The following is a 22,327-nucleotide window of genomic DNA, read 5'->3' as shown; positions in this document are numbered from 1 at the left end:
CAGTTGCGCGCCACGTTCTGCTCTCCTCCGAACCGGGAGGAGCAATCGCCTCAATAGATCTGCCATTGCCGCAGCGGTCCGACAGCCACCGGCACGACGTCGCTCACATCGATCGTATATTGATAGACTTCACGGGCCTGGGTCAGAACCGCCGTCGGGTTGAAGAACCGATACGTAACGTCCCAGCAGTCGGAATCGGGACGGCAGATGACGCTCCGGTCGATTTCGACCGTATCCAGCCGCATCTCTTTGCTTGCGACGTCCGAGAAGATCTTCTTGGTATTGTACGCGTTCATCGCCGAGTAATTGAGCGCGCGATCTTGCGGGGAAATGCCAACGTTCCGGAATTCGTTGTAGATGCGTTCCAGGAATCCCTCGGCGCCAGCAGGCCACTCGTCCGGTTCCGGGCCAAACAGCGAGTACAGATCCCATTGGTAGAATCCGCGCCAGTCGGTGACGAGCGTGGGAACGATGGTGCCGTTGAGCAGCCTTGTCGTGTTCGTGCTGTCAACCCATCCAGCCATCGAAACGCGAGCAACACCGCCGCGAGGCGGGAACGCGTCGCGTGGAGCAGGGGGAGCCGCCGCGGCGTCCGTTGCGCCCATTCGGTAGTGGGCCGGATCCTCATGCGACACTTCCTGATGCCATAGCGCCAGGATCAGTGCTGCGAAGAAACCCAAACCAAAGACGTCGAGCGGCTTGATGGCATAGATCGGTATCGAATCGATGGTCAGCGTCCAGTTTATGGCGTCCGCATCCGGGAAATTGCTGCCCTGACCGGCCGGCGTGCTCGTTTCGCCTTCGGCTTGATTCAGGAGGTACCGAGCCATGATTGCTGGATTGTAGGGAGCTGCGGTGTCTCCCGACCGGTCTCGATCCGGTCCGAAGATCGGATCGCCTCGTCCAGTGAGACCGTCACGCCAATTGGCGATCGCCTGAACGAAGTAGTCGAGGCGCGCTTCCTTGCCGAAATCGTAAAAAATTCTTCCGATCGGGAAAGCCATCTGTCCCCGATCGGTCCCCGGAGCTTCCGACGGGCGCACGCCGCAGCTGCAACCGGGCTCGCTTGTCCGGGCGGATGGCGTGGGCTCATAGCGCGCGGGTGCGGACGGCAGCATCGCGGGTACCGGAACCGAGCTCGGCATCATTGCGGGTACCTGTGCCGGCGCCCATCCGTGCGAGGTGGCTCCGCCCGACATCGCCATGGGTACCCAGACAACGTCGTTACCTGCCGACGGCGCGTAGAACTGCGGGGCGGTAGCCGGCGCGGGTGGTGCGCCGGCGCCGTATTCCGCGGATGGCGGCATAGCCGCTACCGGCGGGCTGGACTGGACTTCGCTGGGCATGAGCCCGGCGCTGCTCCTGACCACCGAGCCGTCGGGGCCAAGAATGCGCGGTGCGGAAGACGTGGAGGCGACTGCTATTTCTCCCATGGAACCCTCTCTGGTTGCGGTTGATCGAGCGGCGGATTGTGGTTGGACGGACGAGCGTGCGATTTCCGAGACCTCAATGAGGCGACGGGTCTTTCCGGCGGCGACGCTCGACGGCGATGCGCCGGTAATCTGGTTGTGTCTCTCGCCAAGCAACGCTGCGACGGCGCCAGAAACATCGAGTAGCCCGGCGAGACAGCGAGGGCTGCCGGCGCTTCCGGCATTGCAAGGCGCCGCGCTGGCCAGAAGTGCGGCACGGACCGCTTGCGGATTGGCGTCGCGTCCAGCTTTGCGGAGACAGGAAAGCAACAGAGCGACAATCCCGGTTACGATCGGCGCTGCAAAGCTGGTCCCGGATCGCTCCGCTACCTGCCGGATCGGCGATGCGCCGAGAACATTCTCACCCGGGGCCAAAATGCCGTTGTCGAGATATGGGTCACCGAAATTGCTGAACGGCAACGGATTACCTGCTAGGTCGCAAGCACCGACGGCGAGCACGGACGCCAAACTGCCGGGTACCTGAACGCATCGGCAGCCGTCATTGCCGGCGGCAGCCACGATGAGTTTGCCGGCACTCGCGCAGGCTCGAACCGCATCGCTGAGGATACGGTCGGCCTGTCCGGTCGGAGTCTGCTGGCCGCTGCTGATGTTGATGACGTCTGCACCCTCGGCCAAGGCCTGATGGATCGCCATCGCGAGTGTGGCTTGGGACGACGGCTCCAGTTCGCCGCCGGCATTTTCCCGGTAGATGGAAAAAACCGTCGTCGCGCAGTTCGGGGCGATGCCGCATACGCCGCTCGCCGGCGCGCCCGCAATCACACTCGTGATGTGTGTCCCATGTTCGGACATGACGACGGAGGAGGGGGCGACAAATTGCTCACCGGCGGTAACGCGCACCTGCCGTAGCGCGGAGTGATTGAGATCGACGGGCCCGTCGATGACTGCAATCCTGATTTCCGGGTCACCGCCGGACGCCTGTTGCCACAATGCGGAAAGGCCAGAGATATCCGTTACGGGATTCATGCTCGCATCCCCGCGGCGCCGGCGCAGCTTCGCTGCAACCGGTCGGCCTTCCGACGAAAATTCGTGTAACTGGCGTGAATTCAGCCGATCTTTGAGTCCGGCGCCGCCGCCTTTCAAGAACGTGCCGAGAGGCCAAGTCCGTATCGGAGCTGCGCGAGCAATCTCAGCAAACGAAAAACTGCAAACCGCTCACGCCGCGAACGGACCCAAAATGATCGACAGGTTCGCGTGTTGCGGCATTTTTCCCAGAAGCCGACACTTGATTCCATTCTTCCTGTCGGGCCAAAAAGGATTGATGACGACGATCATTTGCCGGCTGAACCCGAAGGTCCATCGGTTGGCGTCACGGTATAGATCGAAGGGTGTAGCGAGGAATCGATCTCGGTGATCGGGTGTTGCCGCGTTTCGTCTGCGGTGCGGACGAGCCCGACCCGCGTACTGAGACGAAAATCTCAATGTCATCAAAGATGATGGTATGCCCACGGTGCGAATGGTGACATGCGCCGACGCCCGTCGGCGGCATGGCGGAGCTCTTGCCGTGGTATCGACCATCCGGTTGAGAAAGTCCGATCATCGCCTGATGGTGGGGCGATGGCGGTACGAGCCTGTTTGTCCAGTTCTCGTGTATGGGGTCGATCGTGGAACCGGCTAGTCGAAATCCTGATGCCGGACCAACGACGGCGCAGACGATGCAATCCACGGCGTCTCGCGCACGCGGCGCATCGCCTGGGCGCGGCGCGGCAGCTTGAGCTTCTGAAGAATGTGGTGAACGTGGTGCTTTACGGTCGCGAGGCTCAAGCGCAGATGGCGCGCAATCTCCTTGTTCGACAGGCCTTGTCCGATCAATTGGAGGACCTCTCCCTCGCGCCGGGTTAGCGCTTTGCCGAGTTCCATCGAATGGGCGCTGCGTTCGATGCCAAACAGTGCGCGCAATAATCCGCCAGATATCTCGGCGCTGCACGCCAGTCGCCCCGAGGAAACGTCGGAAAGGGCTTGGCAGAGTCCCTCGATGGACGCATTCCTGTCCACATAGCCGCGGAACCCCGCTCGACCGCAGCGGACCACATCTCCCCGTTCTTCGCGGAGGCCGAGCGCGACCAGGGCGATGTCGGTACGTTCGGACGCGATCGCGCGAACCTCATCAAGATCAATGCCCTGCGTGACGTCGATCAAGACAATATCCACCTCCATGGTCTGGAGGCATTGCCGCAGGCGGATCAGATCGCAGACGGTCGCTTGTAAGGAGATGTCCGCGCAGTGCGAGAAGCAGGAGGCAAGACCCTCGCCGAACAGCCTAATAGGCGTGACGACTACGAGCTTCATGACAACTTTGCACCGCGAACATGGCGCGTAGAACACCAGTCCGGCCCACGACGCCAACAAATAAAATAAACCTAGATATACTTAAGGTTGCGTCTCGACACAACGAAATTTGTGGCGCGACTAAAATCCGTATCGTCGCAAGTCGCGTCGCACGTATTCAAGATTAGCCGTCTGCCGCGTGATGGAGGTGAGGTGAGGCATATTGTCGATGTCCTGTGATTGTGCGATCGAAGCTATATAAGCCACGCTTGCGGAGGGGGTTTGCGTTGCGAGAGCAATTCCAGGACGTTCGTTGGAATGATCGCGGAAGATTCCGACCTCTCAAATTTGTGATCCAGGCGATTGCCGCGCTGATGCGAATCCTGCTTCGGATTGCCGGCCTTGCCCTGCTGCTGTCCGTTCCCGCGCACGCCATCGTCGGCGGCGGTGCGCCGTCGGCGGAAGGCGTCGCTCGCTCGGTCGTTACCATCGTCGGCTCGCGCGGTAATTTCTGCACCGGCGCGTTGATCGCGCCGAAGCTGGTGCTGAGCGCGGCGCACTGCGTGCAGCCCGGCGCGGATTACAAGATCGTCGAATATGGCGCGGACCGGCAGCCGTCGTTGCAGGACGTCAAGACCGTCGCCATTCATCCCGGCTTCAATATGCAGGCCATGCAGGCGCATCGTGCGACGGCAGATGTTGCATTGCTGCAATTGGCGGCGCCGCCCAAGGGCAAGACGCCATCCGCGCTAGGCATGCCAAATATCCCCATCATGATCGGCAGCCGCTTCACCATCGCCGGCATCGGCGTGACCGTGCGCGGCGACGGCAAGAGCGGCGGCACCATCCGCGTCGCCGGCCTGGTCGCGACCGGCAAGCCCGGCACGCTGCAGATCCGGCTTGTCGATCCCGTCGGGCAGGGCACGCGTGACGGGCTTGGCGCCTGCACAGGAGATTCCGGCGCGCCTGTTTTCGAGGACAAGCAGGGCGGCCCCATGATCGTCGGCGTGGTGAGCTGGTCGACCGGACCGAACGGAAGTGCTGGCTGCGGCGGCATGACCGGCGTTACGCCGCTTACGCTTTATCGGAACTGGATTGTGCAGACCGCGCAGAAATGGGGCGTGGGGTTGTAACCACATCCGTCGTCCCTGCGAACGCAGGGACCCATACGCCGCGGCCCATCGGTAAGGCGATGGTGCTAGTTGTCTTCGTAACAATTAACGACGGTGGTTATGGGTCCCTGCGTTCGCAGGGACGACAACCCATCACCGCCGAACCAGCCCGCTAATGCCCCGCCGCCTTGTTCGCGGCATCGTTGTTGAGCACGATCAGGCCGTCGACGGCGACGCCGACCTTGCTGTTGATCAGGAACGGATTGACATCGATCGAGGCGATGCGGTTGCCGGCGTCGGCCATCAAATTGGAGAGCCCGACCAGCGCCTTTACGGCGGAAGGCTCGTGCAGCGCCGGTTTGCCGCGATAGCCCTTCATCTTCACGCCGGCCTTGGTCTTGGCGATCAGCTGCTTCGCCTCGGCCTCATCCAGCGGGGCGCCGGCGAGGGCGACATCCTTCATCAGTTCGATATCGACGCCGCCGGTGCCGAACAGCACCACCGCTCCCATCTCGGCGTCGAGCGAGGCGCCGACCACGAGTTCGAGGTCGGCCTTGACCTGCTGCGCGATCAGAATGCCTTCGAGCTTGGGTTTGCTCTTGATCTTCTTCACCCGCGCCGTGATATCGTCGAACGCCTTTTTCACCTCGGCAGCGCTGTTGAGGTTTAGTGCTACGCCGCCGATGTCTGACTTGTGCAGGATGTCGGCGCTGACCACCTTGGCCACGACCGGGAAGCCGATCTTTTTGGCGATCTTCACTGCTTCAGCCGCAGTCTGCGCAATCTCCTCTTTCGAGACGGGAATGCCGTAGGCCTTGAGCAGCTTCTTCGATGCGACCTCGTCGAGCGCGGCAGCGCCGTTGGCGCTCTTGAGCGCCTTCTCTAGCACCGCGCGCGCCGACGCTTTCGAACTCGAGACGACGTCGGGCACTTCCTTGCGCAAGCTGGAGTATTCGATCAGCGACTTGATCGCGCCGACCGCGCGGTCGAGGCCCTGCATGACCGCGATGTTCGGCAGCGATTTTCGCAACGCCTTGGTGAATTCGGTAAATCCGATCGACATCGCGCTGATATAGACCACCGGCTTGGAGGCCGCCTCGGCCATTTCATTGACGATGCGCAGATTGCGTTCGCGCAATTCGTGCGGCGCCTTCGGCAGTTCGGCGTCGATGATGACGATGTCGGTGTCGGGATCGTCGATCATGATCTTGATCGAGTTCATGTAGACCGAGGGGTCCACGACCGCAGCAAAACCGGCGTCGAGGGGATTGCCGACGATGCTGCCGGGACCGAGCATTTTTGCCAGTTGCGCGGTCGCGTTCGGGCTGAGCGGCGCAAAATTCAAGCCGGCTGCATAGAACGCGTCGATCAGCAGGCCACGCTTGCCGCCGGACAGGGAAACCGCGGCGAGCCGATTGCCCTTCGGCGGATCGGCATGCACGAAACATTCGGTGGTCTCGATCAGCTCGTCCAGCCCGCGCACCCGGATCACGCCTTCGCGCGTTGAGATCGCGTCAAAGGTTTCGATCGAGCCGGCGAGGGCGCCGGTATGCGCCATCGCGGCGGCACGGCCGCCCTCGGAAGCGCCCAGCTTGAGCGCGATCACCGGCTTGCCCGCGGCGCGCGCGGCCTTGCAGGCTTCGCGAAACACCTTCGTATTCCGCACGCCTTCGAGATAGACCACGATGACGCGGATCGAGGGATCGGCGGCGAAATAGGCCATCAGGTCCGGCGTCTCGAGGCCGGTCTCGTTGCCGGTGGTGACCATGTAGCCGACACCGACGCCGCGATCCTCCAGCGTCTGGCGGATCGCCATCACGATCGCGCCGGATTGTCCGGCAATCGCCACCGGACCTGCTTCCATGGTGACGATGCGGTCGTCGATATTGGTGAACAGCTTTTCGCCTGCGCTTAAGTTGCCGAGGCAGTTCGGGCCGGTGACGGCAAGGCCGGTCTCTTTCACGGCTTGCTTCAGTTCAACCGCAAGCCGCTGGCTTTCCTCGTCCTGCAACTCGCTGAAGCCCGAGGTGACGATGGTGGCGGAGCGCGCACCGGCCGCCGCGGCGTCACGGATCACCTGCACCGCGAAACGCGCCGGCACCAGCACCAGCACATGATCGGGCTTTTCCGGCAGGCTGGCGAAAGCCTTGTAGCAGGGCACGCCCCAGATCGTTTCGCGCTTGGCGTTGACCGGGAACAGCCCGCCTTCGTACTTGTATTTGATCAGATTGTTCCAGATGCGCTCGGCATAGTTGCCGGGCTTGTCGGTGGCGCCGACCAGAACGATATTGCGCGGGTGCAGCATCGCATGGATGCCTTTGACGACGTCGCTGGCATCAGGCGAAGGCGACCATTTTTCGGCTTGATGCGATGCGGTGCTTGCCTGAGCGTCCATGGATATCCCTTAACTCTGTTGTTTTCTTTGGCCATGGCGATCGAGCATGAACGCCGCGCCATGATTTTCTTATGATTGAGGCCTTTCTATTGGGACTTGGCGGGGGTGGCAACACGCGTTGCGCGCGCAGCGCCATTCGCGCCGCGCACGATATCCCGGCTCGCGGAGAATTCAGCGTGAAGGCGGCGCGTCCCCGAGCATCGTGGCGTGCACAAGATAGCGTTCGGGCCCCTGCGTCAGCGCGTCGAACGGCCAGCAGGTCGACAGCACCAGTTCATGCCCGCCTGCGAGCGGATCGATGCCGGAGGCATCGAAGCGCACGACCGAGGTCGTATCCACCCTGTAGCTAAACGTCCGGCCGTCGTGTCTTGTGACGTCGATCTCGTCGCCGACGACGACGTTCTTCAGGAAGGCGAAATGCGTATCGCGATGCGCCGAATAGACAGCCACGCCGCGTTCGCCGGCGTCGGGCGTCCGCTCGACATGACCCGGGCCGAAGGCGAGCGCCTGGCCGCTGCTGCCTGCGAGCACGATGGCGCGGGCATGGAGCCGCTTCACTTCAATGCGGGCGACCGGCCATGTGTCGGCCCATGACCAGGGTTTTGCCTCGCGCCCTGTGGCTATGGTCTTCTCAAAGGCTCGTTCCAGCAGCACCTGCGCGAGCCGCGCCTTGGCGTGGATATAGGCCCCTTGGCCGAACAGGATCAGGCCAGCGAGGGCGAGAACGAGAGGAAGGACGAAGCGGAGCATTATGTTGGCTCTCCGTCATTGCGAGCCAACGGGTCGCGCGAATGCGCGCCCGATGACAGGCTCCGCGAAGCAATCATTCTTGCTTTTCGCGGAGGGATGGATTGCTTCGCTTCGCTCGCAATGACGATCATCGAGAAAGCGGCGCGCGCGGCCTTGGGGACGGGTGGAGCCGCGCGCGCTCTGGAAGGGGAGGTTGGGGAGACCTCCTCCTTTCAGCCGACGTCAACGCAGTAACATCTGACGTCGATTGAACTGACGTCGATTGAACACTAACAGGATCAGGCTGACCGTGAGCAGGATCACACCCGCGATCATCTTCAGTTCAGCGTCAGTCGCCGTCCTCGGCAGCGTGACCGTGCTGGGCGCCTGGGTGACGACGGGCTGTGCCCGCTTCAGCGCCGCGATCTGAACCCGCGCTTCCTCCGTATCAGCGCGCCGTTCCGTCGGCGTTGCCGGAAGGCGTAGCCGTTCGCCGAAGACCTTTTCAAAGTCCCAGCCGGCCGGCAGGTTGATCGGCAGTTCCGAGACCTTGAGCGGCGCGCCTTCCGGACGGCTCGGAGGCTTGTCGACCGCGACCAGGCTGGTCAGCCGCGTGACGAGCTGATGCTCGAGCGCCAGCGCCAGAATGGTTTTGTCGGCATCTTCCGGGTTCGCCTGGCGCGTGGTGCGCGCGACTTCGGCATCCGCGATCTTGCGCCGCGCCCAGAGTTTGGACAGGCCTTTGCCTTCGGCGGCATTCGCCAGCGGCAGAGTGACGACCCAGGGACGGTCGCCGATGCGGCCCTTGATCTCGACCGAGCCCGTGAGCTTGTCGAGCTTTGCCGCGAGAACCAGCGGCTCGTCGCGATAGACGTCGGGGATTGCGACCGGCGTGATATCGGCCGTGGCGTCGGAGAATTTTGCAGTGAGATTGGTCACCGCTGGATTTTCCAGCTTGGCGAACAGGCCGCGCATGCGCTCCTCGACCTGTTCGACCGAACCGATATGGGTGAAGGTGCCGCGGCCGAGTTCGGCGGCGCGCGTCATCAGGTAGGTGTTCGGGGCAGAGCCGATGCCGACCATGAAGATCCGCGAGCGGCCGCGCAGCGCATTGATGGTTTCGAACAATTGCTGCTCGTTGCCGATCGCGCCATCGGTCAGGAACACGACCTGCCGGACGTAGCTGGCGTCGCCGACCTTGTCGGACAACGCCGCGCGCATCGCGGGCACCATTTCGGTGCCGCCACTGGCCAGTAGCGCGTCGACAAAGGAGGTGGCCCGGCCGATATGCTCCCTGTCAGCCGGCACGGCCGCGGGGAACAGGACATCCATCGTGTGATCGAAGCGGATCACGTTGAAACGGTCGTTCGGCTGCAGGCGGCCGAGCGCGTAGATGAGGCTTGCCTTGGCCTGAATGATCGAAACGCCACCCATGGAGCCGGAATTGTCGATCACGAAGATCACCTCGCGCGGCAATGGCTTTTGCTGGGCCTGTTCGACTGAAGGCGGCGTGACGAAGGCGAGCAGGTAATCGCTGTCGCCGACGTGCTCGCGGAACAACCCTACCGAGGGCGCCTTCTCGGCCACAGGCTTCCAGGTCAGTTCGAAATCGCGGTCGGCCGGCACCGGACCTTCGGCCAGGCGAATGATGTTCGTGCCTGCATCGGGCTTTTCGGTCTTGATGGCGTGATGGTGGCTCTTGACCTCGCCGAGCGGGAAGCCGGCCTGCAGCCGCACGGTGATGCGGGTCGGATTGACCGGCGCGTTGGTTGCGGGGTCGAGCACTTCGGGCGAGATGCGGTTACGATCCGGCACGGGATCGGATTTGGCCGAACCCCAGCCGCCGCCGTCGGGGCGGAAGTCGACGCTTTGGACAACCGGCACGGGATTGTAGCGCGGGGCGACCACCATCGGCACCCGCAGCGAGAACTCGTTGCCGGATTGCTGGACCGGCTCCTGATATTCGATCTGCACCAGCACGGTTTCACCGGGGCCGATATTGGCGACCGAGTTGGTGAAGATGTTCGGCCGTTCCTGTTCGGTCAGCGCCGCCTTCTGTCCGTTTTGCTTGGCCTGTTCGTAGATGATCTTTGCCTGCTGCCGCTCCTTGATGTCGCCGACCACGACGCGATCGCCGATCACCATCTTCAGCGTATCGACCGCGCCGCCCGACGGCAGCGGATAGACATAGACAGCCTCGACCCAGTCCTTCGTCGGATTGCGGAAGATCTGCGTGACGCGGGCGCGGACCGTCGGACCCGATACGGTGAGATCGACATCGACGCCGAGCCGCGTCGCGTCGGCATAGCCTTCTTCGTTCTTCAGCAGCAGCGAGCCGGAGCGCGCGTCGCCTGGCTTGAGGAAGGCCGCCGGCAGACGTTCCGCCGACCACACCGGTTCAAAGCTCAAAAATAATGCCGCGAACCCGACCAGGATTACGGCAACGCCCTGCATCACGAAGAACACCACCAGCCTGACCAGGCTGGGCTGTTCGCTGTGTTGGTCGGCCTCAACTTCGTCGCATGTCGTCATGTTGCTCACTCCGAACGGCGATTTCGCCGCGGTGTGAGGGTGCGGAAAGCAGTGATTTGGCGCGAGCGGAATGATCGGCCTTGTTCGGTCGCCCGCCGCCGCGCTCCGCCACGGCCGGGCGGCTTTGTGCGGTTTTGTGATGGATTGTGCGTCTGCTAGACTGGCGCGGATAGACCAGAGGTGACGATGCCGACGCCGGACAAGCAGCTTTCCGCCGAGCAAAGCCGGCAGATCTCCGATACCATTCGTGAGGAGATCGCCCGCCGCCGCATCTCCCGGCAATCGCTGGCCGAGCTCGCGAAACTCAGCCTGTCGACGCTGGAGAAGGTGCTCGGCGGCCGCCGGCCGTTCACGCTCGCCACCACCGTCCGCCTCGAGCAGGCGCTCGGCGTCTCCCTGCGCAAGACGCCGCCGGAGGGGTCGGCGCCCGCGGCCGCCGTCAACGGCGAGATTGCGCCGGATGGATTGGGCGCCTATTCGCGCCGCGCGGTAGCCTGGATCGAGGGGACCTATGTCACGGTGCGTCCGTCGTTCGGCGACAAGGACGCGATCTTCGCCTATCGCACCGAGATCGCCTGGGACAACGCGGCGTCTTCCCTGGTGTTTCACGAGAGTGAACGGCAGGACGCGGCCTTCACCCAGTTCGGTGAGGTGGCGGTGCCGAACCAGTCCGGCCACATCTATCTCGTGACCAACCGGCACGGCCAGCACCGCCTGATCACGGTGGCGCGGCTGGCGATTTCGGGCGAGATGTACGGCATCATCACCACGCTGCTCGCGGGCCGCGGCTCGCTGTTGACGCCGATCGCAGCCCCCATCGCCTATCTGCCGATCAAGATGGTCGACAGCCCGACCTTTGGCCGGGTCTCGGCCGATGACCCCAACTACGCCCAATATCGACAGCACTTGCGGCGGACGACGGAAGAGCCGTTCGCGATGTTCTTGCCAGGATAATGTCCACCAGCCTTGCATTCCCGGCGAAATCCACTATATGAGCCCTATTCGAATTATCGCTCTGCCTTGTTGACCACGCCGAACCGGCTCTAATCCCCAAGACATCGTTGAAATCGGATCAAGCCTGCGCGGAGGTCGTGCAGGCAAAAGCGCTTTCGCGCATCTTGGAGATAGTTACATGGCTACCGGAACAGTTAAGTGGTTCAACGCGACCAAGGGTTTTGGCTTCATTCAGCCCGATGATGGCAGCACCGACGTTTTCGTCCACATCAGCGCCGTCGAACGCGCAGGTCTGAGCTCGCTCAACGAAGGTCAGAAGATCTCGTTCGAAGCGAAGAAGGACCCGATGCGCGGCAAGACCAGCGCCGAGAACCTTCGCGTCGATTAAAGGTTGCCGATTTAAGGATTTCCACGGATGTACTGGGATCCTCTGATTGGCCTCTGATACAAGAGCCCGCCGGTGATGAACCGGCGGGCTTTTCGTTTGTCGCATGCCGGCGCACGATCATGAAGCAATGGCCGTCTTGTCGGTCGGCCTCAGTGCGCTGAAATTCTTTCGCAATGTCGGCTTGTGGATTTTCCCGGTGGCGTTGCGCGGCAGGGCGTCGACGAACTCGATCAGGCGCGGACATTTGAACCGCGCCAGATTGGCCTGGCAGTGCGCATGGATCTCCTCCGGCCGGAGCGTATGGCCGGGCTTGACCGCCACGATCGCCATGCCGACTTCGCCCCATTGCTCGTTCGGGATACCGATCACGGCAGCTTCGGCGATAGCTGTCAGCTGATGCAGCACGCTTTCGACTTCGGCCGGATAGACGTTCTCGCCGCCGGAAATGTACATGTCCTTCCAGCGATCGACGATGTAGTAGAATCCTTCCTCATCGACGCGCGTGGCATCGCCGGTGTGCAGCCAGCCATCGGTGAATGACGACGCGTTGGCCTCCGGCCTGTTCCAGTAGCCCGGTGTGACGTTCGGTCCCTTGACCCAGAGTTCGCCGAGCTCGCCGATTTCAGCATCCGTTCCATCAGGACGGACGATCCGCACTTCCGTATGCAGCACCGGCTTGCCGGACGAGCCGGCCTTGCGCGCGGCGTCCTCGCGGTCGAGCGCTAGCACGGCCGGAGACGTCTCGGTCATGCCATAGCCCTGCTGCAGGGCGACGCCGCGTTCTTCCCACACTTTCAGGAGCGGTACCGGCATCGGCGCGCCGCCGACGCCGCCGATTACGAGACGGCTGAAATCTGATGTCGCGAACGAAGGATGCTGCGCCATGAACTGGTAGATCGCGGGCACGCCGAAGAATTGGGTAATGCCCCAGGAAGGATCGCTGATCAGTTGCAGCGCCAGGCCGGGGTCGAACGCGCGCATGATCAACACGGTGCCGCCGGCATGCAGCACCGGGTTGGTGTAGCAATTGAGCCCGCCGGTATGAAACAGCGGCAGCACGGTGAGCAGCACCGTCGACGGCGAGACATAGGCGGGGCCGCCGAGATTGACGCAATTCCAGAACGTCATGCCATGGGTAATGATCGCGCCCTTGGGCGGGCCGGTGGTGCCCGAGGTGTACATGATGGTCGAGATGTCGTCATGCGTAACGTCTTCGAAGCGGTCGATCGGCTTTGAGCTTGCAATCGCCGCTTCGTAGGATCCATCAGCGCCGAGCAGCAGCGCCGACGAGACGTTGCAGAGCTTTGCGACCGTCAGTGCGACTTCGGCGAGATCGGTATCGTGGATCATTACTTTCGGCGAGGAATCGCCGACGATGAACTGCAATTCGGGAACCGTAAGCCGCGTGTTCAGCGGCAGGAATACCGCGCCGATCCGGCCGCAGGCGAACTGCACCTCCAGCGTATCGGTCGTATTCAGCGCCAGCACCGCGACGCGGTCGCCACGCACGACCTTGAGCGTGTCCCGCAAGTGGGTGGCAAGACGCGAGATGCGCGCGTCGAACTGCGCGTAGGAAAGTCGGCGTTCGCTGGCGAGGTCGATGGCAGCAATCTTGTCCGGCGTGCGACGGCCGAAATGCGCGATCCAGTCGTAATGGCGAACCGACGACATGTTTCCTCCACGTCCAGCGGTCTCGCGCCGCCTGTTTTGCTTGATGGCATTCTGTCTGGCAGATGAGGGGTCATATGGGGATGCTGTCTTGCGTGGAGTGGCTGGGAGATGACACGACTACACGATCTCGCGGCCCGATTTGCCCGAGGCTTGCTGTCGAATTTCCTTACCCCTCCAGTCAGAGGGCGCAGGGAATGCCGGGTGCACGCTGCACCCGCGGTCTCGTGTGCAAAAATGTGCAAAAAGGCGCACACGAGCATACAGGTTCAGCGGAGGCATCCGACATTCCCTGCGCAATGGCTTTACGGCTTATATCGTGCTCTCCCCGGTCGGGCCGGGCTCGTTGTCACCGTCGCCCTTGAGAAGCTTGCTTCTCAAGAACTTGACGCCAGCATCGGGGCGTCAGGACCACACGACTTCGCCGTACGCATCAGCACCGTTCGTCAAAGGCGCATCCACGTCCACCGCATCCCATCCCGCGCTTGTGACGATCGCGAAACGCCCCTCGTATCGAGACGGGACCAAATCGATATATTGCTGATTTGGGTCGGCCGTCAATGGAATTTCTGAAAATCAGAAATCAACAGATGCGACCGGGGACATCAAGTCAGGTCGAGAAGTTCCAAAAGCGGAAGTCGCCTGTCGTTGATCCCATGCAGTTCCTGTGGCGGTTCTCTGAAATGCCACTCGTCATTCCGGTTAACCCTGTTGGCAAACGCCCTGCACGTGGGTCGGGTTGTGATGTCAGCCGCCGCCAAGTTGCCTCATTAGATCGGAGAATTTTCACCGGCACAAATTTAAGTCGGAGGAGCATCATGCTGAGAATGATGTTGTTCGGCCTCCTCATCCCATTGGGTGTAGGAGTACTAGCCGCAATGGAACTCAGAACTCCACCGCGTCGTGCAGTGGCGGTCGTCCAGCCTCCTGCCGAGACAGTCGTGGGCATTTCCGATTCACATGATGCGTTGGCGAAGGTTGATCGACTTGAAATTACCGCTGCGAGCAGCGAGACGCCGGGGCCGCCTGCTCCAGTCGACGAACGCATTTCTCCGTCGGAACGCATTTCTCCGTCGGAAGGCATCCGTATCGGTTCTTCGGCGCCCCCGAGGGTGATCAACCGCCATCAGCATGATCCCAAATCGAAGAAGGTCGCTGCCGCTGCCCTTCCTAAGTCGAAGCCAAAGGCAACCGATATCAAGCGAACTACCATTTCCGAGCGTTCAAAGGGCGCCAGCGAAACTGAGCCCTGTCGGCTGAGCGCGTTTGGTGGCCTGCGCAAGGCTTTGAAGTCAGTCGACTGCGAAATCTGAATCGGATCAATCGCGTCGGTTTACCCCTGAGCCGATGACTTCCGGTCTACGCCGGACATGCCGCCGCAACGCACTAATTGACGTGATGTGCCAAGAACCGGCGTCGGAGGCCGTGGATGCATGAGGTGCTGAATGATACCATTCAAGCACTATCCATCGGATCGGAGGAACAGCATGACCCAGGCTCGGTCCGCGGCGTCACAGGGATATGTACTTGGCCCCGCCGAAGGCGAACATCTCGTTCATTTTCGCGACGTCGGCAATATCTTCATCAAGGTCGGCCCTGCCACGGGCTCGGACAGTCTTGCCTTGGGGACTCAGCAGGTGACGGTCGGTGCGGGTATTCCGATCCACCGACACTTGCTGATGGACGAAGCCTTCTACGTTCTGGAAGGCAGCGGAATTTTCACATTGAACGATACACGCTACCCTTTCGAGAGGGGCGGAACGATATTCATTCCCAGGAATGCCTGGCATGGGTTCGCCAATCCCGATCACGAATTGCTCCTGCTCTGGATCATGGCGCCCGCTGGCCTGGATGGCTTTTTCCGCGACACCTGCAATCCGCCCGGGGGCCCGCCAAAGCAGCTGACTCGGGAGCAGGTCAACGAGATCGCCCGCAAATATGCAACCGAATACAGATAATCGGCCCGGCTGCGCCATTCCGACGATTACCATCGTGCTTTAGCGAAAGCCGTCCCTGAATTCCCGCGCCGCTGATGTCGCAAAGGGTTATTCGCGTTAGCTTGGCCGGGCCACGGCGACTTCCGGTCTACCCCGGTGAACGGACATTCTCAGGATAGGCGGGCATGTCTCAAAGGTGCCAATAGGCGACATGCTTGCAAAGGCACGGATCCGGGCTAATGCGCAATGGTCGTTCGTTTGTGTCCGCAAGAGGCCGTCGGCGGTGAACCTTTCGCGGGCGGCCCGCGACAAACAAGCCGCCATCGTCGCGACGGCGGCGCGTGCCGTGCCGATCGCGCGACGCCAATTGAGGTTTCCCATGCCGATCGTCCGAATCCTCCTGGTCCTTCTCGCGCTCGCTTCGCCGCTGTCGATGGCGGGAGGCGCTGTTGCGGGGCCGTTTGAGGATGCGCAGGCGGCGCATAGCAGACGCGACTACGCAACCGCGCTACGGCTCTGGCGTCCGCTGGCCGACCAAGGCAATGCCGAGGCGCAGTACGCACTCGGGTTCATGTACGACGGCGGCCAAGGTGTGCCGAAAAATTACGCTAGGGCTGCAAAGTGGTGGCGCCTCGCAGCCGATCAAGGCCATACCTTCGCCCAGTACAACCTGGGGACCTTGTACGACAACGGCAATGGGGTGCCTCAGAACAAAGCTGAAGCATTGAAGTGGTATCACCTTGCCGCCGAGCGCGGTAACGATGGTGCGCAGTTCAACGTCGGGGTCCTGCATTTCGCGGGCGTGGCCGTGTCCGAGAACCGGATCGAGGCTGCGAAGTGGTTTCGCCGCGCTGCAGACCAAGGTCATATTGGAGCGCAGGTATATCTTGGCCTCTGTTACGCTACGGGACTAGGCGTGCCGCAAGACAATATTCAAGCATACATGTGGCTCAGTTTGGCGGCTGCGCGAAGTGACCAAGATGCGATCAGCAATCGAAATCGCGTCGCGCAGCAGATGACCCCGGCACAGATCGCCGAAGCGCAGAAGCTGGCGGTTGAGTGGAAGTCGAAACCGGAACGGTAGTATTCCCGTGCGTCGCGGAAGCAATGTCTGCTGTGGGGGTCAATCGCGTCACTTTGGCCGTCTGCGCGCTACTTCCGGTCTTCCCCTGTAAACGGACGTAGTCGGGGCCAGTGAGCATGTCTCAAAAGTGCCAACAGCGGACTCATGCACCGCAGCAAACAACGGCTCTATTCGATCACTTCGTCGGCCCGAGTGAGAAGACAGTTGAACAACACACCATCACTTAGAACGGTGGGCGCTTGCGCGCGATCCCCTATCATCGTCGCGAACGCTTGTTCAAGTGCGTCCAGTCCGCGTGCTTCGGGACAAGCGTCAACCCAGCGGCCCGGCGGCGTCTCGCATCGACTTCAGACGCTCCAGATTGGGCGCAAAGTCCGGCGCTGCGCGACGATTGGGGGCAAAACCGCGCAGATCAGCCAAGGCAGACATAGGTTTGGCCGCGCGGACGGCAAGGGGCTAGGTCAGCATCCCTCACTTGATCTTCCTTGAGCCGCGCCCAGTTTTAAGAAAGGTTAGGTTTGATCGATAGGTTCTCGCACCGGCTAGCACCAACAAAAGACATAAGAGACCCATAGCGGCCACTGTCTAAGGCTAGAGCAAAGTCGAGCGCATCAACCCCAACTGTAAACGAAAGGACCGCCGGTCTCCGGCGGTCTTTTTGTTTGGGTGAGCCGGGGCGATCAAGGTCCTCGTGGTATGCTTAAGCCAAAGCAAGGAGGGCTGGCATCATGCCCACCGGATTATTTAAAACACCAGATCAGTCGGTTCAGGTTGAGTACGACGGCATTTCCATCCCGATACCTAGGTCGACATACGAGAAGAACGGCTACAAGCCCGATTTCGACAAACTGCCCCTCGAAGACGAATATAAGGCGGCCCAGGAGAAGTTGCGTAATGCCCCGAGGCCCTAAAGGCAATTCTCCCCCTCGGGCTGACTGCTATCTGCAGGATCACCCCTGAAAAACAATTATCGAAGGTGCTGCGCTTTGGCGATGTGTTGACCAATTTCGTTCGCCTGATTGGCTTCGCCGGCATCAGTCAACAAATGCTGAAGTTGGGTAGCACCAGTCAAATCCAAGCCGACCAGCGGATTTCCCGTTGATCGAAACCACAGTCGCGGCACACCCAATTCATCTTTGCGGGCTTCGATTTCGCATTCGGTTGGTGGTATTCCGAACATGCTGAAGAACTCTGATTTCATCTCAGCCTCCGATGCCCTATCAAATAATGTGGGAACGAAAATGCGACTTTAAAGGCAAGAAACCGAAAGTGGCCCCGACCGGGGATAGGGGAATTACCGAGGCCGCCCGGCCCGCCGCTACAGAGTTCCGATTTCTAACCGTCCTTCGACTTGGCAACCTCTCTCGCCAGTCGTTCAGCCTTCAGCCGTTCTAGGTTTTTGCGCAGCGCTTTTTGCTCCTGCTCGTAATCGTTCAGGGGCCTATCCGATGGACGGAACTTGCTTGCTTCATTTTCGCGTTTGCTCATGACGTGACCCTTTTGATGGATGGATCCCCACGACTGAACACCGCGCATCGTACTGGCTCAGACTAACATACTTGAAGGGGCCGATGTCAGTTCTGGCGGCGAACTAATGTCTCAGTTGGGTCAATCGCGTCGGTTTGACCGGACCATGGCGACTTCCGGTCTACTCTGGTGAGCGGACATTCTCAGGATAGGCGGCATGTCTCAAAGGTGGTCCAGAAGCGGAAATGGGGAGTGTCTATTTGGCTTTCGCGGGTCGTCTGACGCATTCAAATGATCAATCCCGGTGCGTGGTTCACGGGCGGCGCAACGGCATCGCGCTAGCCAACTAACCGTTGATCACGCGTTGTCCGCCACCACCCGAGAAGGTGCATCCAATCAATCAACACTCGGGCTGCGCCAATGCCTCTCTCCCTGCGCGCGGGAGAGACGAGTCGCGAACGGGTGAAAGGCCTGCCTCGCTCGGAGACAGACCCCTCAACCGCTTCTCTCGGGAGGAGAGAGAGGAGATCCGTGCGTATCCTAGAACACCTTGTCCACCGGCAGGCCGAGCGCCATCGAGCCGGCGTATTGCGCCTGCGGGCCGGCCTGCAGCGGGTGGTAGCGGGCGGCTTGGATGTCGCGGAAGCGACGCTCCAGCCCAGTGGCGCGGTAGAAGCCGGCGCCGCCGGCGAGTTCCATCGCAAGCTCTACGGTGGCGATGGCGTGGCGCGCGACGAGCGTGCGGCCCGTCATCACCTGGTTGATGGTCTCGGCCGAAGGCGCATCGAGCCGCACTGCCGCCAGCATGTGTTCGCGAGCAAGGCGCGCACCGGCCAGTTCGGTGTCCATGCGGCCGGCGAGCTGGATCATGTGGTTATCGACCTTCTTCTTTTTCGCGACACCAACCGCGATGTCGCGGGCGCTCTCGGCGACGCCGAGATAGACCGAATAGATCAGTGGGAACGCGATGGTTGCGATGATCTGGAACAGCGGATGCCATTCGCCGGCCTTGCGCTTCACCGCGACGGCTGCCTCCGGCACCACATGGCCGTCGATCAAGACGTCGTTGGAGCCGGTGCCGCGCATGCCGAGCGTGCGCCAGTTGTCCATCACCTTCACCTGCGGCGAGTTCATCGGCAGACCAAAGTGCAACACCTCCGCCGGTTCGCCTTCGCTCTCCAGCACGGCGGTGGTCATGAACAGGTTCGCGGCCGGCGAGCCGGAGGCAAACACCTTGCGCGCGGTGATGCGATAACCGCCGTCGACCCTCTCGGCCTTGCCGGAGCCGCCGATCCAGTCGCTGCCGCCGCTCGACAGCAAAAAGATGCGCTCGGCAGCGATGCGCTTGAGCAAGGGTTCGACGGGCGCCGCCTTCTGTACCTTCCAGCGCCAGGCGGGAATCGCGACCTGATGGGTGTGCATGGAAAACGCCAGCGCGGTGGAGCCGCAATGCTGGCCCAGGATGCGCAGCATTTCGGCGAGCTCATCGATGCTGGCGCCACCGCCGCCAAGCTCGGCGGGCACGCCGGCCTCGACCAGGCCCGCTTCCTTCAGCGCGGCAAAATTCTCGGCGACGAACTGGTCCTCGTCGGTCGTGGTGACGGCGCGCTCGGCGAAGGTGGGGCCGAGCTCGCGGGCGATCTCGACGGGGCTGCGGTGCGTTGTGGCATCGGTGGCGCGTGCTGCGTTGCTGCTCATGGTCATCCCTCCATTCATTGGGACATTCGCGAGTAAGCGAGATGTCTAATGCCCGGAAGCTAGGCCCGGGCGTAATATCCCTCCAGTTCAGGAAGTGTACTGCCGCGGCGACGATCCGCCGCAAGCAAAACAGCCCACTGTAAACACTCGATTATTCGCTTCCATGTCACAATTGGCAGCCCAGAGCGGTATAGTATCTGTACTGCCCTCGCGTGTGCATAAGGAGATCCCGTTGCCCGACAAAAGCGAACGCGGAAGCTATGGGCAGTTCTGCCCGGTGGCGATGGCGGCGGAAATCTTCTGCAACCGCTGGACCGCGCTGGTGATGCGCGAACTGCTTTGCGGCACCACGCGCTTCAACGAACTTCGCCGCGGCGTGCCGCGGATGTCGCCGACGCTGCTGTCGAAACGCTTGAAGGAATTGGAGGAAGCCGGCGTGATCGTCGCCGTGCCAACCAATCAGCACGGCGTGGTGGACTACAAGGTGACCGAAGCGGGCGAAGATCTGCGCGGCATCGTGATGGCGCTCGGCTTCTGGGGGCAGCGTTGGGTCGAATCGAAGCTGTCGTTGAAGAATCTCGATCCCGGGCTGTTGATGTGGGACATGCGGCGCAACCTGCAGCCGACGCCGCTGCCGCCCCGCCGCACCACCATCAATTTCATCTATCCGGAAATGCGGCCCGACCGGAAATCATGGTGGCTTGTGGTCGAGCGCGAGAAGGTCGACCTCTGCCTCACCGATCCTGGCTACGAAGTCGACCTCTATGTCAGCTGCCCCCTGCGCGCCATGACAGCGGTGTGGATGGGCGTCGCCAAGCTGAACAGCGAAGTCGAAGCCGGCCGCATCAAGGTCACCGGCGACAGATCGATCGCCAAATCGATGCAGCAATGGCTGGGTCTCAGCCCCTTCGCGCAGGGGCAAAGGGCTGCGGTGTAGCTGGAAATAGGCGGCCGTTACCGCTAGAGCCGGAGGGGTCCCTTCTTAATCGGCTTATCGTGCGCTCGTGGCGCTTTTTGCGCTCGGACCGCCAACCCACTATTCCATCACTCGACCATGGCGCCGTAGACGAGGTTCTTGAACAAATGCCGGCTTTGCACGCGGGCCGTGGCACCTTGTGTCAGTTGGATGGCGAGCAGTTTTTCTTTGGGATCTATGGTGAAGCTGGTTCCGAATATGCCGCCCCACATTGCATCGCCCTTTGAGCCCGGGCTCCAACCAAAACCGTCCTGCAGACGGACGGCGAAACCAAGTCCAAACCCGTAGCCAGGACCCGTTGAAGCTTCCGTCGACCCACCCATGCCGACCAGATGGTTTTGCAGCATGAACTCTACAGTCTTCTTCGAAAGATACCGCCTGCCCTCGTACTCGCCACCGTTGAGGATCATTTGCAAAAACTTGAAGTAATCCTCAGCAGTACCACACATGCCGGCGCCACCCTTCAAGTAGGACATCTTGATTTCGCTTTCGGTCCTGCAGAAGCGTAGTGACAATTTCTTGAAGGGATCGCTATCAAGCACCTCCGCCAACCGCGAGGCTTTCTCCCCCGGTACCCAGAATGTCGTGTCCTTCATTCCGAGGGGGCCGATCACCATTTCTTGCAGCACAACGTCCAACGGCTTCTTTGTTGCGCGTTCAAGAAGGAGGCCCAGAACATCCACCGAGATCGAATAGAGAAAATTCGTGCCAGGTTGATAAGCGAGCGGGATTTGTCCTAGCCGCTTCAACATCTCGTCGCCGGTGATATCTTGCTCGCCAGCCTCGATATTGGCCTGCTCGTAGGCGTCCTTCAGCCGTTTGGATTTCATGGCGCCACCGTAGAAAAAGCCCGATGTATGGCGCATGAGATCCTGGATCGTGACTGCCCGGTTCGCAGGCAGATCTTCGGTCGTTGTGGTGCCGTCACCGTTCGTTCTGCTCACCTCAACTTTTAAATCCTTCAACTCGGGCAGGTACCGCGCGATCGGATCGTTGATCTTGAAGACACCCTGCTCGACCAGCATCATCGCCGCAACCGTCACGATTGGCTTAGTCATGGATGCCATGCGGAATATGCTGTCCTTGGCCATCGGCTTAGTCTTGGCGGCGTCTTGAAAGCCGTTTGCCTCGAAATGGACCAGCTCTCCGCGCCTGGCGATCAGCGTGACGGTGCCCGAGAACGTGCCGTTGGCCACCTCTTGCTTCATAACGCCCGCGATACGATCTAGTCGCTCGCGCGACATGCCCTGCGCAACGTCTTCACCAGCCTGCGCGAGCTGAGCCTGCTGTGCGTTTGCGGCGTATGGAAAGGTTGCGCCGACCACGATCGCTGCAACCAGCGATGCTGAAGCAAGTGTCCTTTGCATAGTTTCCTCCCTCACAACCGATATTCGGATCAGACTATACTACGCAGGCACCACTTTCCATCCGGGAGTATGTCGCCTTCGGGTCATTCGCGACCGGGGCGAGCCCGCAGCAAGGTCCGTCATGTCCGCTATGCTGCCGATTGTGTTGCAAAACTCGGCTGGTTCGATTTCGGCTCCTGATTTTGGATTTTTGCGGGTTTTGTTGGGTGAGTTCTCCATTGTGCGAACTGTTGACGCTATCGACGCTTGACGGGGCGGCTATGCG

General features: G+C 61.4%; 17 protein-coding genes. 7 read left to right on the top strand and 10 right to left on the bottom strand.

The features are described from left to right. Positions 1-50: 50 nt before the first annotated feature. Together C7G61_RS38600 and C7G61_RS38595 are read right to left on the bottom strand one after the other, a co-directional pair. A complete protein-coding gene (locus C7G61_RS38600) occupies positions 51-2,570 on the bottom strand; it encodes a cyanobactin maturation protease PatG family protein (RefSeq protein ID WP_244608677.1) in 2,520 nt (839 codons plus the stop codon). Between the two features lie 531 nt (positions 2,571-3,101). Further along, entirely contained in the window at positions 3,102-3,776 is a 675-nt protein-coding gene (locus C7G61_RS38595; RefSeq protein WP_108522865.1) for a LuxR C-terminal-related transcriptional regulator, read from the bottom strand. 353 nt (positions 3,777-4,129) lie between these two features. On the opposite strand from C7G61_RS38595, the gene C7G61_RS38590 reads away from it, so the two are divergent. After that, positions 4,130-4,888 (top strand): S1 family peptidase, encoded by a 759-nt coding sequence (locus tag C7G61_RS38590; protein WP_108522879.1) that lies wholly within the window; start codon positions 4,130-4,132, stop codon positions 4,886-4,888. Between the two features lie 151 nt (positions 4,889-5,039). Here C7G61_RS38590 and C7G61_RS38585 read toward each other — a convergent pair whose 3' ends face one another. The 3 genes from C7G61_RS38585 to C7G61_RS38570 all read right to left on the bottom strand — a co-directional run bounded on the left by C7G61_RS38585 (position 5,040) and on the right by C7G61_RS38570 (position 10,523). Next, positions 5,040-7,262 carry an acetate--CoA ligase family protein gene (locus tag C7G61_RS38585; protein ID WP_108522864.1) on the bottom strand — a complete coding sequence of 741 codons (2,223 nt, stop codon included), beginning with the start codon at positions 7,260-7,262 and terminating at the stop codon, positions 5,040-5,042. Positions 7,263-7,433: 171 nt separating this feature from the next. Then, complete coding sequence (locus C7G61_RS38580; protein ID WP_108522863.1) at positions 7,434-8,012, bottom strand: class GN sortase; 579 nt, start codon at positions 8,010-8,012, stop codon at positions 7,434-7,436. A gap of 222 nt (positions 8,013-8,234) precedes the next feature. Further along, on the bottom strand, positions 8,235-10,523 hold the full coding sequence (locus C7G61_RS38570) for a marine proteobacterial sortase target protein (protein WP_108522861.1): 2,289 nt from the start codon (positions 10,521-10,523) through the stop codon (positions 8,235-8,237). A 186-nt stretch (positions 10,524-10,709) separates the two neighbouring features. Between C7G61_RS38570 and C7G61_RS38565 the strand changes: the two genes are divergently transcribed. Together C7G61_RS38565 and C7G61_RS38560 are read left to right on the top strand one after the other, a co-directional pair. Further along, positions 10,710-11,477, top strand: a complete 768-nt coding sequence (locus C7G61_RS38565) for a helix-turn-helix domain-containing protein (protein ID WP_108522860.1) — start codon at positions 10,710-10,712, stop codon at positions 11,475-11,477. A gap of 178 nt (positions 11,478-11,655) precedes the next feature. Beyond that, entirely contained in the window at positions 11,656-11,865 is a 210-nt protein-coding gene (locus C7G61_RS38560) for a cold-shock protein (RefSeq protein WP_057841312.1), read from the top strand. A gap of 117 nt (positions 11,866-11,982) precedes the next feature. On the opposite strand, the gene C7G61_RS38555 is transcribed toward C7G61_RS38560, so the two are convergent. Continuing rightward, positions 11,983-13,536, bottom strand: a complete 1,554-nt coding sequence (locus C7G61_RS38555; protein WP_108522859.1) for an acyl-CoA synthetase — start codon at positions 13,534-13,536, stop codon at positions 11,983-11,985. A 557-nt stretch (positions 13,537-14,093) separates the two neighbouring features. Between C7G61_RS38555 and C7G61_RS38550 the strand changes: the two genes are divergently transcribed. The 3 genes from C7G61_RS38550 (at position 14,094) to C7G61_RS38540 (ending at position 16,554) form a co-directional block, all read left to right on the top strand. Then, entirely contained in the window at positions 14,094-14,846 is a 753-nt protein-coding gene (locus C7G61_RS38550; protein ID WP_244608676.1) for a hypothetical protein, read from the top strand. Positions 14,847-15,020: 174 nt separating this feature from the next. Beyond that, positions 15,021-15,491 (top strand): cupin domain-containing protein, encoded by a 471-nt coding sequence (locus tag C7G61_RS38545; RefSeq protein WP_202975824.1) that lies wholly within the window; start codon positions 15,021-15,023, stop codon positions 15,489-15,491. 190 nt (positions 15,492-15,681) lie between these two features. Next, positions 15,682-16,554 (top strand): tetratricopeptide repeat protein, encoded by an 873-nt coding sequence (locus C7G61_RS38540; RefSeq protein WP_202975823.1) that lies wholly within the window; start codon positions 15,682-15,684, stop codon positions 16,552-16,554. Positions 16,555-17,521: 967 nt separating this feature from the next. On the opposite strand, the gene C7G61_RS38530 is transcribed toward C7G61_RS38540, so the two are convergent. From C7G61_RS38530 to C7G61_RS38520, 3 genes are all read right to left on the bottom strand, one after another. Further along, the gene (locus C7G61_RS38530) at positions 17,522-17,755 is read right to left on the bottom strand and encodes a hypothetical protein (RefSeq protein ID WP_108522855.1); all 234 of its coding nucleotides are present in this window, start codon (positions 17,753-17,755) and stop codon (positions 17,522-17,524) included. Between the two features lie 134 nt (positions 17,756-17,889). Next, positions 17,890-18,042 carry a hypothetical protein gene (locus C7G61_RS45170; RefSeq protein WP_190242177.1) on the bottom strand — a complete coding sequence of 51 codons (153 nt, stop codon included), beginning with the start codon at positions 18,040-18,042 and terminating at the stop codon, positions 17,890-17,892. 519 nt (positions 18,043-18,561) lie between these two features. Further along, the gene (locus C7G61_RS38520) at positions 18,562-19,719 is read right to left on the bottom strand and encodes an acyl-CoA dehydrogenase family protein (RefSeq protein ID WP_202975822.1); all 1,158 of its coding nucleotides are present in this window, start codon (positions 19,717-19,719) and stop codon (positions 18,562-18,564) included. A 283-nt stretch (positions 19,720-20,002) separates the two neighbouring features. Between C7G61_RS38520 and C7G61_RS38515 the strand changes: the two genes are divergently transcribed. Then, positions 20,003-20,656 (top strand): winged helix-turn-helix transcriptional regulator, encoded by a 654-nt coding sequence (locus C7G61_RS38515; RefSeq protein WP_108522877.1) that lies wholly within the window; start codon positions 20,003-20,005, stop codon positions 20,654-20,656. 107 nt (positions 20,657-20,763) lie between these two features. On the opposite strand, the gene C7G61_RS38510 is transcribed toward C7G61_RS38515, so the two are convergent. Next, a complete protein-coding gene (locus C7G61_RS38510; protein ID WP_108522852.1) occupies positions 20,764-22,062 on the bottom strand; it encodes a serine hydrolase domain-containing protein in 1,299 nt (432 codons plus the stop codon). Between the last annotated feature and the right edge of the window lie 265 nt (positions 22,063-22,327).

The sequence above is a fragment of the Bradyrhizobium algeriense genome (assembly GCF_003062295.1).
Lineage (GTDB): Bacteria > Pseudomonadota > Alphaproteobacteria > Rhizobiales > Xanthobacteraceae > Bradyrhizobium > Bradyrhizobium algeriense.
The sequence above is the reverse complement of the archived record's forward strand: the minus strand, read 5'-3'. Positions and strand labels throughout refer to the sequence as shown.